General features: G+C 66.0%; 13 protein-coding genes. 12 read left to right on the top strand and 1 reads right to left on the bottom strand.

Annotated elements, in window-relative coordinates; translation table 11 throughout:
* Positions 1-65: 65 nt before the first annotated feature.
* From ACSQ3O_RS12025 to ACSQ3O_RS11975, 11 genes are all read left to right on the top strand, one after another.
* On the top strand, positions 66-1613 hold the full coding sequence (locus ACSQ3O_RS12025) for a helicase HerA-like domain-containing protein (RefSeq protein ID WP_436139017.1): 1548 nt from the start codon (positions 66-68) through the stop codon (positions 1611-1613).
* 170 nt (positions 1614-1783) lie between these two features.
* The gene (locus ACSQ3O_RS12020) at positions 1784-2599 is read left to right on the top strand and encodes a glycine-rich domain-containing protein (protein WP_436139016.1); all 816 of its coding nucleotides are present in this window, start codon (positions 1784-1786) and stop codon (positions 2597-2599) included.
* A gap of 129 nt (positions 2600-2728) precedes the next feature.
* Positions 2729-3574 carry an enoyl-CoA hydratase-related protein gene (locus tag ACSQ3O_RS12015; protein WP_436139015.1) on the top strand — a complete coding sequence of 282 codons (846 nt, stop codon included), beginning with the start codon at positions 2729-2731 and terminating at the stop codon, positions 3572-3574.
* A 208-nt stretch (positions 3575-3782) separates the two neighbouring features.
* The gene (locus ACSQ3O_RS12010) at positions 3783-4811 is read left to right on the top strand and encodes a threo-3-hydroxy-L-aspartate ammonia-lyase (protein ID WP_436139014.1); all 1029 of its coding nucleotides are present in this window, start codon (positions 3783-3785) and stop codon (positions 4809-4811) included.
* A gap of 36 nt (positions 4812-4847) precedes the next feature.
* On the top strand, positions 4848-5477 hold the full coding sequence (upp, locus tag ACSQ3O_RS12005; RefSeq protein WP_094291073.1) for a uracil phosphoribosyltransferase: 630 nt from the start codon (positions 4848-4850) through the stop codon (positions 5475-5477).
* Between the two features lie 226 nt (positions 5478-5703).
* Complete coding sequence (locus tag ACSQ3O_RS12000) at positions 5704-6714, top strand: BMP family protein (protein WP_436139013.1); 1011 nt, start codon at positions 5704-5706, stop codon at positions 6712-6714.
* 138 nt (positions 6715-6852) lie between these two features.
* Positions 6853-7818: a 5'-methylthioadenosine/S-adenosylhomocysteine nucleosidase gene (locus ACSQ3O_RS11995; protein ID WP_436139012.1), complete on the top strand. Its 966-nt coding sequence runs from the start codon at positions 6853-6855 to the stop codon at positions 7816-7818.
* Positions 7819-9429, top strand: coding sequence for an ABC transporter ATP-binding protein (locus tag ACSQ3O_RS11990; RefSeq protein ID WP_436139011.1), 1611 nt, complete (start codon positions 7819-7821; stop codon positions 9427-9429).
* 56 nt (positions 9430-9485) lie between these two features.
* Complete coding sequence (locus ACSQ3O_RS11985; RefSeq protein WP_137747884.1) at positions 9486-10547, top strand: ABC transporter permease; 1062 nt, start codon at positions 9486-9488, stop codon at positions 10545-10547.
* A 114-nt stretch (positions 10548-10661) separates the two neighbouring features.
* Positions 10662-11585, top strand: coding sequence for an ABC transporter permease (locus tag ACSQ3O_RS11980; protein ID WP_436139010.1), 924 nt, complete (start codon positions 10662-10664; stop codon positions 11583-11585).
* Entirely contained in the window at positions 11582-12055 is a 474-nt protein-coding gene (locus ACSQ3O_RS11975) for a hypothetical protein (RefSeq protein ID WP_436139009.1), read from the top strand. The genes ACSQ3O_RS11980 and ACSQ3O_RS11975 overlap by 4 nt, the downstream gene beginning before the upstream one ends.
* Before the next feature lie 17 nt (positions 12056-12072).
* Here ACSQ3O_RS11975 and ACSQ3O_RS11970 read toward each other — a convergent pair whose 3' ends face one another.
* Positions 12073-12465, bottom strand: a complete 393-nt coding sequence (locus ACSQ3O_RS11970; RefSeq protein WP_436139008.1) for a VOC family protein — start codon at positions 12463-12465, stop codon at positions 12073-12075.
* Positions 12466-12593: 128 nt separating this feature from the next.
* Between ACSQ3O_RS11970 and ACSQ3O_RS11965 the strand changes: the two genes are divergently transcribed.
* Positions 12594-13862: an amidohydrolase family protein gene (locus ACSQ3O_RS11965; protein WP_436141116.1), complete on the top strand. Its 1269-nt coding sequence runs from the start codon at positions 12594-12596 to the stop codon at positions 13860-13862.
* Positions 13863-13864 lie beyond the last annotated feature (2 nt).

Raw genomic sequence — 13864 nt, 5'->3', positions numbered from 1 at the left:
TATTGATTTAATCTAGCTGGCGGATTTTACTTTTTGCCGAACCTGTACCCCCGAGGAAACCCGAAATGGCCGAACCCCTGCTGATTGCCAAGCACGACACCACCGAATGCCACCTGCTTCCCGGCCTGGCCAACCGCCACGGGCTCATCACCGGGGCCACCGGCACAGGCAAGACCGTGACGCTGCAGACCCTGGCCGAAAACTTCTCGCGCATTGGCGTGCCGGTGTTCATGGCCGACGTAAAGGGTGACCTCACCGGCGCCAGCCAGCCGGGCAAGATTGGCGACAAACTGGCTGGCGTGCTCAAGGAACGCGGCCTGGAGCTGCCCACCCCCCTGGCCTGCCCCACCACGCTGTGGGACGTGTTTGGCGAACAGGGCCACCCGGTGCGCGCCACGGTGTCGGACATGGGCCCGCTGCTGCTGGGCCGCATGCTCAATCTGAACGAGACCCAGCTGGGCGTGCTCAACCTGGTGTTCAAGATTGCTGACGACAACGGCCTGCTGCTGCTGGACCTGAAGGACCTGCGCGCCATGCTCACCTTCGTGGGCGACAACGCCAAGGAGTTCACGACCGAATACGGCAACGTGAGCGCCGCCAGCGTGGGCGCCATCCAGCGCGGCCTGCTGCAGATCGAGCAGCAAGGCGGCAGCGAGTTCTTTGGTGAGCCCATGCTCAACATCCAGGACTTCATGCAGACGGTGGACGGCCACGGGGTGGTCAACATCCTGGCGGCCGACAAGCTCATGAATTCGCCGCGCCTGTACGCCACCTTCCTGTTGTGGATGCTGTCGGAGCTGTTCGAGCAACTGCCCGAGATCGGTGACCCCGACCAGCCCAAACTGGTGTTCTTCTTCGACGAGGCCCACCTGCTGTTCAACGAAGCTCCCAAGGTGCTCATCGAGCGCATTGAGCTGGTGGTGCGCCTGGTGCGCTCCAAGGGCGTGGGGGTGTATTTCGTCACGCAGAACCCGCTCGACATTCCCGACAGCGTGCTCGCCCAGCTGGGCAACCGGGTGCAGCACGCGCTGCGCGCCTTCACGCCGCGCGACCAGAAAGCCGTGAAAGCCACGGCCACCACCATGCGGCAAAAGCCGGGCCTGGACATCGAGACCGCCATCACCGAGCTGGCCGTGGGCGAGGCCCTGGTGAGCTTTCTGGACGCCAAGGGCCGCCCCAGCGTGACTGAGCGGGTGTTCGTGCTGCCCCCGGGCAGCCAGCTCGGCCCCATCACCCCGCAGCAGCGCCAGGCGCTGATGGCCAGCTCCCTGGTGGCCGGTGTGTACGAAACCACCGTGGACCGCGAATCCGCCTATGAAAAGCTCAAGGGCCGTGCCGAAAACGCGCCGCCCGCACCCGCGGGCACGCCTGCCAGCCGCACAACAGGCGGCGCCAGCCCCATCGGCACGGCGCCAGGCGGAGCCCAGCCGCAGGAGAGCAGCTTCCTCAACGACCTGCTCTTTGGCACCACCGGACCGCGTGGCGGGCGCAAGGACGGGCTGGTGCAGACCATGGCCAAGTCGGCCGTGCGCACGGTGGGCACCAACGTGGGCAAGGAGATCCTGCGCGGCGTGCTGGGCGGCATCTTCGGCGGCGGCAGCAAGCGCCGCTGAAGAGAAGGGGCGGCGCGACGGGGCCCTGCAGCCCCCGCCCGTTGCCGCCCCAACCCTCCCCAGGTGTGGTGGCCTTGTGACAGGCTGGCGACAATGCCATGCGTTTGTCACGATTCGGTCACATTGCGGCCGTGCAATGGCCAAAACACACAACAACAAGGAGGGACACAATGCAACGAGTCGAACACGCCCTGGTGCGCTGGGGCAACAAAGTGGTCCAGGCGGCCATCATTTTGTGGGTGCTGGCTTTCATCGGGGTGTTTGCCGGGGTGTGGAAGCTCCAGTGGATCTGGCTGCTGTATGTGTTTGCCACGGTGCTGGTCACCGTGATCCTCATCCGCTGGACCACCGCCGTGCGCGAGCGCTACATCCGCGAAGCCCCCCTGCCCCGCTTTCTGCAGCGCAAGCTGCGCGAGACCTACCCCCACCTGAGCCCCCGCGACTGCGACCTGGTTGAACGCGGCCTGCGCCAGTTCTTCATGGCCTGCCTGCGCAGCAACAAGGACTTTGTGGCCATGCCATCGAAGGCCGTGGATGCGCTGTGGCATGAGTTCATCCTGCACACCCAGGCCTACAAACTGTGGTGCCACAACGCCCTGGGCTTCTTCTTGCACCACACCCCGGCCGAGGCCCTGGGTAAAAAGGCCCGCCACAACGACGGCCTGCGCCGCTGCTGGTACTGGGTGTGCAAGGAGGAATCCATTGACCCCAAGGCCCCCAGCCGCCTGCCCCTGCTGTTTGCGCTGGATGCCAAGTTCGCCATTGCCGGGGGCTTCACCTACGTGCCCGACTGCTCCGACATTGCCCGCAAGAGCGACGCGGGCGGCAGCGGTGGCGACAGCTACTGCGGCACCAGCTTTTCGGACGGCAGCTACAGCGGCAGCTCAGGCGACTTTGGCGGCGCCGAAAGCTCGGACGGTGGTGGCGGGGATGGAGGGGACGGCGGGGGAGATGGCGGTGGTGGCTGCGGCGGGGGGGGAGACTGACTCGGCCACTAAAAATGCTCCTCTTTTCATAGCAATCAACCCAATACAGACAGGCGGAGACGGCCAAAAACGATCCAAGTCACCCAGGCGACGACCCGCCAGCGGCCAGCGGGTCTACAGTGACGGCCCATGAACACCACCCTCACCTGCTTCTCCCTCAGCATCACCGACCATGTGGCCCACCTGGTGCTGAACCGCCCGGAGGCCATGAACACCATGCACCCCACCTTCTGGCGCGAGCTGGACGAGGTGCTGGCCCAGCTGAACAAAAGCGGCGAGGCGCGTGCGCTGGTCGTCAGCAGCACCGGCAAACACTTCAGCGCGGGCATGGCGCTCGAAACCTTTGGCGGCGCCATCACCATGGACGACCAGAGCCCCGAAGGCCGCGCCGCCATCTTTGACCTGCTCACCGACATGCAGGCCACCTTCACCCGCATCGAAAGCCTGCGCATCCCCGTGATCATGGCCATCCAGGGCGGCTGCATCGGCGGCGCGGTGGACATGGTGACCACGGCCTGCGTGCGCTACGCCACGGCCGACGCGTTCTTCTGCATCCAGGAAATCAACATCGGCATGGTGGCCGACGTGGGCACGCTGCAGCGCCTGCCCAAGCTCATCCCGCTGGGCGTGGTCAAAGAGCTGGCCTACACAGGCCGCCGCCTGGGCGCACAAAAGGCACAGGGCTACGGCCTGGTCAACGAAGTCTTCGACACCCCTGAGGCCATGCTGGCCGCCGCGCTGCAATGCGCGCAAGAGATTGCCAGCAAGCCCCCCGTCGCCATCTGGGGCACCAAGCAGGCCGTGAACTACGCGCGCGACCACAGCGTGGAAGACAGCCTGCGCCAGATGGGCTGGCTGCAGGGCGCCATCTGGAGCAACCGGCACGTGATGGAGGCCGTCACGGCCATGAAGCAAAAACGGGCGGGCGAGTTCCCTTCGCTCACGCCGCTGATCCGGTTCAACGACCTGGGCTGACGAAACAGGGGGGCCGGCGCAGAGACAGCCCCAAGGACCACCGATCGCCCTATCTCCTGGGGCCGAGGGGCAAGGCAGAAGAAGACACAGAAACGCCTCGCTCACTACCAAATTCATAGCTGCCAGCGCTTACCCATCAGACGCTAGCAGCTATTTTTATGCCCAAATCGGGCCCATAGGGCTATCATGTGGCAACCCGGGGCGGCCCATGCCCCGCAGCGAGGACGCCACCATGACCGTGCCCAGCATGCCCCCTCCTGTGAGCCTGCCCACCCATGACGACGTGGCCGCTGCTGCCCGGCGGCTGGCGGGCGTGGCGCACCACACGCCGGTGATGCGCTGCAACACCATCGACGAGCGGCTGGGCGCCAAGCTGTTCTTCAAGTGCGAGAACCTGCAGCGCACCGGCGCCTTCAAGTTCCGGGGCGCCTACAACGCCCTCGCCCAGTTCAGCGATGCGCAGCGCGAACATGGCGTGCTCACTTTCTCGGCCGGCAACCATGCGCAGGCCATTGCATTGTCGGCCCGGCTGCTGGACATGCCCGCCCTGGTGGTCATGCCCGAAGACGCCGCCTCCTCCAAGATGGCCGCCACGCGCGAATACGGTGCCCAGGTGGTCACCTACAACCGCTACACCGAAGACCGCGAGGCCATCAGCCGCCAGCTGGCGAACGAGCGGGGCATGACGCTGATCCCGCCGTTCGACCACCCCCATGTGATTGCAGGCCAGGGCACGGCCGCCCTGGAGCTGCTGCAGGAGGTGCCCGACCTCGACTACCTGTTTGTCTGCCTGGGCGGCGGGGGCCTGCTTTCGGGCAGCCTGCTGGCAGCACAAGCGCTCGCGCCCCGGTGCAAGGTGATCGGCGTCGAGCCCGAGACGGCCAACGACGCCCAGCAGTCGCTGCGCGCGGGCCACCTCGTGCGCATCCCCAACCCACACACCATTGCCGATGGTGCGCAGGCCCCGAGCCTGGGAGAACTCACCTACCCCATCATCCGCGAGCATGTCGAAGACATCGTCACCGTGAGCGACCAGCAGCTCATCGAAGCCCTGCGCTTTTTTGCCCAGCGCATGAAGCTGGTCGTCGAACCCACGGGCGCTCTGGCCTTTGCGGGCGCGCAGGCGTTCTCGGGGGAAGACAACGGCGCCAAGCTGCTGCAAGGCGAGCGCGTGGGTGTGATCGTGAGCGGCGGCAACGTCGATCTGCCGCGCTACTCGCGGTTTCTGGCAGACTGACGCCCGTTTCAAAAAAGCAAAACCCTACTTCCAGCCATGAGCAACGTCACCGTCATCACCCACCCCCTCGTCCAGCACAAGCTCACGCTGATGCGCAAAAAGGACGCCAGCACCAACAGCTTCCGCCGCCTGCTGGGCGAGCTCTCCACCCTGATGGCCTACGAAGTCACGCGCGACATGCCGCTGCAGGACATCGAGATCGAAACCCCGCTGGAGACCATGACCGGCAAGGTCATCGACGGCAAGAAGCTGGTGCTGGTCTCCATCCTGCGCGCAGGCAACGGTTTTCTGGACGGCATGCTCAACGTGGTGCCCGGCGCGCGCGTGGGCCACATTGGCCTGTACCGCGACCCGGCCACGCTGCAGCCCGTGGAGTACTACTTCAAGATGCCGTCTGAAATGGACGAGCGCGACATCATCGTAGTGGACCCCATGCTGGCCACCGGCAACTCGGCGGCCGCCTGCGTGGACCGGCTCAAGAAACTCAACCCCCGCTCCATCAAGTTCGTCTGCCTGCTGGCCGCCCCCGAAGGCGTGGCCACGCTGCAGAAGGCGCACCCCGATGTGCCGATCTTCACCGCCGCCATCGACCGCGAGCTGAACGACCACGGCTACATCCTGCCGGGGCTGGGGGATGCGGGCGACCGGATTTTTGGCACCAAATAAGAGCGCAGCGCGCCAGGGCGTGCACCAGCCACCGCAGGGCCATGAAGCCCGGCGGTGGCTTTTTTTCATGGTGGCTCATCTACCTCCGCAGATTTTTACCACCTGGTGGCTTTCCTCTGGCAGACTTGCCAGCGGTTTGCCGCAGTCCGAGGGGCCTACTGGCGCGCTCCTTGCTTGACAAAGGCACCTCCAATCCCTTTGTTCATTTGTCTGAAGGAACCCCACCATGACCACTCGCCGCCTTTTCACCGGACGCTTGCTCTGCACCTCCCTGGCCCTCTCGGCCGCCATGGCGATGGCGCCGTCGCTGGCCACAGCGCAGTCCAAGCTCAAGGTCGCGGCGATCTACACGGTGCCTTTTGAGCAGCAATGGGTCAGCCGCATCCACAAGGCGCTCAAGGCCGCCGAAGCGCGCGGCGAGATCGAATACAAGGCCAGCGAAAACGTGAGCAACGCCGACTACGAGCGCGTGATGCGCGAGTACGCCACCGGTGGCAACCAGCTCATCGTGGGCGAAGCCTTTGCGGTGGAAGCCGCCGCCCGCAAGGTGGCCAAGGACTTCCCCAAGACCTCCTTCCTGCTTGGCTCCTCCGGCAAGCCGCAGGCACCCAACTTCAGCGTGTTCGACAACTACATCCAGGAGCCTGCCTACCTCAGCGGCATGGTGGCTGGCGGCATGACCAAGTCCAACAAGATCGGCATGGTGGGCGGCTTCCCCATCCCCGAGGTGAATCGCCTGATGCACGCCTTCATGGCGGGCGCCAAAGAGACCAATCCCAAGGTCGAGTTCACCATCACCTTCATCAACAGCTGGTTCGACCCACCCAAGGCCAAGGAAGCCACCTTTGCCATGATCGACAAGGGTGCCGACGTGCTCTACGCCGAACGCTTTGGCGTGAGCGACGCGGCCAAGGAAAAAGGCAAGCTCGCCATCGGCAACGTGATCGACACCCAGCCACAGTACCCCGACACGGTGGTCGCGTCCGCCATCTGGCACATGGAGCCCAGCATCGACCGCGCGCTCAAGCTGGTGAAGGACGGCAAGTTCACCGCCGAGGACTACGGCCCGTACTCGATGATGAAACACAAGGGCTCTGAACTCGCGCCCCTGGGCACGTTCGAGAAAAAGGTGCCCGCCGACATCGTGGCCAAGGTCAAGGCCAAGCAGGCCGACATCCTGGCGGGCAAGTTCACCGTGAAGGTGGACGACAGCCAGCCCAAATCGACGGCCAAGTAAGCACTGAACGTGCGGGCGCTCCCCCCTGCCCGCCCCTGTTCCAGTCTGTGCACAGGCCACCCCGGCAAAGCGGTGGCCTGTTTGTTTTGAAGCGTTGACTGCACGCACCGCTGTTTTCTTTGACGAGGCACCACCCCCATGCAATCCATCCCCACGGCCAAGCCCTCCCTGATCGCCCGGTGCACACGCCTGCTGGGCGCCCTCGCCCTCGCCGCCGTGGTGGCAGGCTGTACCACCACCGCGCCCGGCAAGACGGCTGTGCGGCTGGACGACACGCCCCGCATCGCCGTCATCTCTGCCTTTGCGCCCGAGCTGACCGTGCTGCTACCCCAGGTGCAGCAACCCGCCAAGCACAGCGTCAACGGCGTGGAGTTCACCACCGGCACGCTGGAAGGCAAGCCCGTGGTGGTGTTCCTCTCCGGCATCAGCATGACCAACGCAGCCATGAACACCCAGCTGGTGCTGGACCGCTTCAACGTGAGCCATGTGGTGTTCAGCGGCATTGCGGGCGGCGTGAACCCCAGCCTGCACATTGGCGACGTGACGGTGCCCGCGCAGTGGGGCCAGTACATGGAATGGCTGATGGCGCGCGAAGACAAGCCCGGCCAGTACAGCGCCCCCGCCTGGATGAAAAGCGAGCTGACGATGCCCGCCTTCGGCATGATGCACCCGCGCCCCGTGGAAGTGCGCTCGGCCGCCCAGCCCAAGCTCTCCAAAAAGTTCTGGTTTGAAGCCGACCCCAAGATGTTGGCCACCGCCCGCAGCCTGCAGAACGTGGGCCTGGAGCACTGCCTGGCCGCCACCTGCCTCAAGCAGCGCCCGCAACTGGTGGTGGGTGGCAACGGCGTCTCGGGCCAGGCGTTTGTAGACAACAAGGCCTTCCGTGAATACGCGTTCAAGACCTTCGAGGCCAACGTGCTCGACATGGAAACCGCCGCCACCGCCATGGTGGCGCACAGCAACGGCGTGCCCTACATCGCCTTTAGGTCGCTGAGCGATCTGGCCGGTGGTGGCGAGGGCGAGAACGAGATGGGCACCTTCATGGGCGTGGCGGCCGCCAATTCGGCCAAGGTGCTGCGGGCATTTTTAGCCAACTGGAAGTAAATGGCAGAGTCCACCGCCCCTGTCCTGCGCCTGTCGGGCATCACCAAGCGCTTCGGCAAGCTCGTCGCCAACGACGGCATCAACCTGACCTTGGCACGCGGCGAAGTGCTGGCCCTGCTGGGCGAAAACGGTGCGGGCAAGTCCACGCTAATGTCCATCCTGTTCGGGCACTACGTGGCCGACGAAGGTCACATTGAAGTCTTCGGCCAGCCCCTGCCGCCCGGCCAGCCGCGCGCGGCGCTGGCGGCGGGCATTGGCATGGTGCACCAGCACTTCACGCTGGCCGACAACCTCACGGTGCTGGACAACGTGCTGCTGGGCAGCGAGCCGCTGTGGCAGCCGTTCTCGCGCCGCAGCGAGGCACGCGCCAAGCTGCTGGCCGTATCGCAGCAGTTTGGCCTGCCGGTCAGCCCCGATGCGAAGGTGGGCAACCTCTCGGTGGGCGAACGCCAACGCGTTGAAATCCTCAAGGCGCTCTATAGGGGCGCCCGCATCCTCATCCTGGATGAACCCACCGCCGTGCTCACCCCGCAGGAGAGCGAGGCGCTGTTCGACACCCTGGCGCAGATGGTGGCGCAGGGCCTGTCCATCATCTTCATCAGCCACAAGCTGGGCGAGGTGCTGCGCGTATCGCACCGAGTGGCCGTGCTGCGCCAAGGCAAGCTGGTGGCCGAGGCGCCTGCGCATGGCACCACGCAGGGGCTGTTGGCGCAATGGATGGTGGGCCATGCGATTGAGGCGGCCGAACGCCGCCCCGCCAAGAACGTGGGCGATCCCATCTGCACCCTGACCAACGTCAGCACCGCACCCGCTGGGCGCGACCGGTTGAACGATGTCTCCCTCACCCTGCGCGCAGGCGAGATCGTGGCGATTGCGGGCGTGAGCGGCAACGGCCAGGTGGCACTGGCCGATGTGTTGTGTGGCGTGCGCGCAGCCACCACCGGCCAGGTCACCCTGCGCGGCGCACCGTTTCAAGCCCGCCCCGCATGGCTGGTCAGCCAGGGCGTGGCCCGCATCCCCGAAGACCGTCACGCCGTGGGCGTGGTGGGTGACCTGCCCGTGTGGGAGAACGCTGTGGCCGAACGCCTGCGCGGCCCCTGGTTTGCGCACCCGTGGTTCCGCGCCTTCTGGGTCAAGCGCCGGGCGGCCCGCCAACATGCGCAGCGCGTGGCCGCGACCTTTGACGTGCGTGGCGGCGGAGCCGATGCGCCTGCTCGGTCGCTGTCGGGCGGCAACATGCAAAAGCTCATCCTGGGCCGGGCGCTGATGCCGCCGCAGGACGCGGCGGGTAATTCGGCTCCCGCGCCCCAACTCATCGTGGCCCACCAGCCCACCTGGGGGCTGGACATTGGCGCGGTGATGTTTGTGCAGCAGCAGCTCATCAACGCCCGCGATGCGGGAGCCGCCGTACTGCTGATTTCTGACGACCTGGACGAAGTGCTGGCGCTGGGCGACCGCGTGGCGGTGATGCATGACGGGCATTTGAGCGAGGCCCGGCCCACGGAAGACTGGACACGCGAAGCCATTGGACTGGCCATGGCGGGCGCTCCCCCTGCCGTTCGGACTGAGCCTGTCGAAGCCTTGCGCGGCGCTTCGACAAGCTCAGCGTGAACGGTTCGTGCGAGTGGACCTGAATCGGTGAAGTCACGAGAAGAGCGACAAAACCCATGAGACTCGAAAAACGCAACCACACCTCCCCCGCCGCCTACGTGCTAGCGCCGGTAGGCGCCGTGGTGTTCACTTTGCTCGTCAGCGCACTGCTGGTGCTGTGGGCTGGCGCGCCCGTGGGGCAGACCTATGCGCTCCTGCTGCAGGGCGCATTCGGCTCGGTGTTCGCACTGACCGAAACCCTCACCCGCGCCACGCCGCTGATCTTGACCGGGCTGGCAGCGGCCGTGGCCTTCCGGGCGCGGCTGTTCAACATTGGCGCCGAGGGGCAGCTCTACGCCGGTGCGCTGGCCGCTGTGGCCGTGGGTGGCATGCATGGCGGCACAGGGCTGGAATGGTCGCCCTATGTACTTTTCCCACTCATGATGCTGGCGGCAGCACTGGCGGGCGCCGCGCTGCTGCTGGGCCCGGCGCTGATGAAGGCACGGCTGGGGGTGGACGAGGTGGTCACCACGCTGCTGCTCAACTTCATCATGCTGTTGCTGGTGTCGGCCCTGCTCGACGGGCCGATGAAAGACCCGCTCTCCATGGGCTGGCCGCAGAGCGTGGCGCTGCAGGGCGATCTGGAACTCGCAAAGCTGGTGCCGCAGACGCGGCTGCACACGGGGCTGCTGTGGGCCGTGTCGCTGGCGGTGATGCTGTGGGCGCTGTTGGCGCGCACGGTGCCGGGCTTTGATATTCGCGCTGCGGGGGCCAATGCACGCGCTGCCGCCTTTGCGGGTGTGCCGATCACCCGCACGGTCGTTCTGGTCGCCCTGCTCTCGGGCGGGCTGGCCGGGCTGGCGGGCGCGATTGAGGTGGCGGGCCGCACGAGTTATGTGACGCTCGACATGTCGCCCGGCTACGGCTACAGCGGTATCGTGATTGCCATGCTGGCGGGGCTGCACCCGCTGGGCGTGATCGCGGCGGGCACCTTTGTGGCGGGCGTGCTGGTGGGGGCCGACAGCATGAGCCGCGCGGTGGGTGTGCCCACCTACATTGCGGATGTGATCGTGGCAACGTCGCTGATTGCGGTGCTGGTGGCCGGGCTGCTGACGCAGTACCGCGTGCGCTGGAAGTGAGGACGCCATGAACAAGCACGTGCACCAAAAATGCAAAAAAAATAGGCTGTTACCGCGCGTCCACCATGCCTTTTTAGCTATCAAAAACAAAGCAAACCATGCCGGAGCAGCCGCATGACCGAACTGCTCGACATCCTCGCCAACCCCGCGTTCTGGATCGCCACCCTGCGCGTGGCCACCCCGCTCATCCTCGGCACATTGGGCGTGCTGCTGTGCGAACGCGCGGGCGTACTCAACCTGGGCATTGAAGGGATCATGGTGGCGGGCGCCTTCACCGGCTGGCTCACGGTGTATGCGGGCTACGGGCTGTGGACGGGTGTGCTGGTGGCAGCGCTCACCGGCGCCGTGTTTGGCCTGCTGCACGCGTGGCTCACCGTGGGGCTGGCGCTGTCGCAGCATGTGTCTGGCCTCGGCATCACGCTGCTGGCCACGGCGCTCAGTTACTACGGTTACCGGGTGAGCTTCCCCAAGGTGAACACGCCGCCCACCATTGAGCCCTTTGCGCCGATGGAATGGTTGGGCATTCCCATCCTCTCTGCCCAGACACCCCTCACGCTGCTGGCGCTGCTGCTGGTGCCGCTCTTGGCCTGGGTGCTGATGCGCACCCCGCTGGGCCTGGCGGTGCGCATGGTGGGCGAGAACCCGCAGGCGGCCGAGGGCCAGGGCATTTCGGTGGCGGCTACACGCACGGGTTCCATCGTGGCAGGCTCGGCACTGATGGGTGTGGCGGGGTCGTTCCTCACGCTGTCGGCGTTCAACGCGTTTTTCTTCAACATGATCAACGGGCGCGGCTGGATCTGCGTGGCGCTGGTGGTGTTTGCATCGTGGCGGCCCGGCAAGGCGCTGCTGGGTGCGCTGCTGTTTGCCTTTTTTGATGCCCTGCAGCTGCGCCTTCAGCAGGCGGGTGATGCGTGGCTGCCGTACCAGGTGTATTTGATGCTGCCCTACCTGCTGTCCATCCTGGCGCTGGTGCTGGTGGCGCGCAAGGCGGCGTATCCGCAGGCGCTGATGAAGCCGTATCGCAAGGGGGAACGGTGAAGCACATCCGCCACGGCATGGGGCGCTGGCTGGCCGGTGCGCTGCTGGCCTGCGCAGGCCACGCCCATGCGCTGGGCATGGACCTGCCCTACGAATCCTTCGCCACCTCGCCCGACGTGGACTGGATCAAGGTCTGCGGCCAGTGGCCTGCGCCTGCGCAGCCGGGCCAAGGGGATGGCGTGTACCGCATCGTGCATGCCACGCGCCATGCGCAGTCGTTCCTGTACCTGCAGTGGATCGTGCGTGACAGCACCGACAGCGCCACCGCCGTTCACACCGAAGGCTTTGCCGCCATCAACAACGACCATGCCTCCATCAGCCTGAGCCAGATGAACTGCCTGGCCACGCGCCGGGGCATTCGCTTCACGGCGCGGGCGGAGTCGGGCCATGACAACAGCGTGTCGCGCATCACCATCGATGCGGGGCACCCACCGGGCGAAGTGCGTTTTCGCACCCGCCAGAGGCGCTGATGCGCAGGCGCCGTGAATCAAGCACTGGGTGCGCCCATGGGCGTGCACAACTCCACCAGCGCGCCGTTGATGTCTGCCACATAGGCCACGGTCTGGCCCCAGGGCATCTGCGCGGGCGCCTGCACCAGCCGCGCACCGGCCCCCACCGCACGCTGCACGGCAGCGGCCACGTCGGCGGTGGTGAATGCGATCTCGAAACTGGGCGCATCGGCCGATGCACGCTGCGGGTTCTTGCCCAGCTCGGCCATCAGCCGCAGCGACGAGAACGCCAGCGCTGTGGCGCCTGTGTCCAGCTCGCCAAAGTCGCCTGCCTCGTGCACAAAGCGGCGGACCAAGCCAAAAGCTCGTTCGTAAAAAGCAATGGTCTTGGGAACGTCTTCCACGTACAGGATCGTGTAGCCAAACTGCATAAAACCGCCTTTGTAAAAATGGATGCGCTGACACATTGACGAATGCGCACAGCAAGACCCAGAGCTTAGGCACAGAACCGGCCCCGGTCTTGAAAAAAACCAACACCCCCACGCCCACCGCCCACGCCATGCTTGACCTGCTCATCACCCACGCCACCCTGCCCGACGGCCGCCAGAACATGTCCATCGCCGTGCAGGGCGGCCGCATCACCGAAGTGACCGAAGGCCTGCAAGCCCCCGCGCATGAAACGGTGGATGCAGATGGTCTGCTGGTCAGCCCTCCGTTTGTGGACGCGCATTTCCACATGGATTCGACCCTGAGCTACGGCCAGCCGCGCGTGAACGAGAGCGGCACCTTGCTCGAAGGCATTGCGCTGTGGGGCGAACTCAAGCCCACACTGACGCACGACGCCATCGTGCAACGCGCCCTGCAGTACTGCGACATGGCCGTGGCGCGCGGACTGCTGGCCATCCGCAGCCATGTGGACACCAGCCACCCCAGCCTGCTGCCGGTGCAGGCGCTGCTGGATGTGAAGCAGCGCGTAGCGCCCTACGTGGACCTGCAGCTGGTGGCCTTTCCGCAAGACGGCGTGTTACGCGCGCCTGGCGGGCTAGCCAATATCCAGCGCGCGCTCGATATGGGTGTGGACGTGGTGGGCGGCATTCCGCACTTCGAGCGCACCATGGCCCAGGGGGCTGAGAGCGTAAAGATCCTCTGCGAACTGGCGGCCGAGCGCGGCAAACGCGTGGACATGCACTGCGACGAATCCGACGACCCGCACTCGCGCCATGTCGAAACCCTGGCGTTTGAAACCCAGCGCCTGGGCCTGCACGGCCGCGTGACGGGCTCGCACCTCACCTCCATGCACAGCATGGACAACTACTACGTGAGCAAGCTGATGGCGCTGATGGCCGAGGCCGACCTGGGTGTGGTGGCCAACCCGCTCATCAACATCACGCTGCAGGGTCGTCACGACACCTACCCCAAGCGCCGGGGCATGACCCGCGTGCCCGAGCTGATGGCCGCAGGCCTGACGGTGGCGTTTGGCCACGACTGCGTGCTCGACCCCTGGTACAGCGGCGGCAGCGGCGACATGCTGGAGGCCGCGCACATGGGCCTGCATGTGGGCCAGATGACCAGCCAGGCGGCGATGCGCCAGTGTTTTGATGCGGTGACAGTGAACCCCGCGCGCCTGCTGGGGCTGGAGGGCTATGGCATTGCGCCCGGCTGCCATGCAGACCTGGTGCTGCTGCATGCGCGCAACCCCGTGGACGCGATCCGCCTGCGCGCAGCGCGCCTGGGGGTGTGGCGGCGCGGCCAGCGGGTGGCCAGCCAGCCCAGGCCGGCGGCCGAACTGCACCTGCCGGGACGGCCGGGCAGCGTGAGCTTTTTGTAGCA

It is taken from the genome of Acidovorax sp. LjRoot74, from assembly GCF_964254355.1.
Taxonomy (GTDB): domain Bacteria; phylum Pseudomonadota; class Gammaproteobacteria; order Burkholderiales; family Burkholderiaceae_C; genus Acidovorax.
Note: the sequence above shows the minus strand (reverse complement) of the source record. Positions and strands in the feature narration are given on the sequence as shown.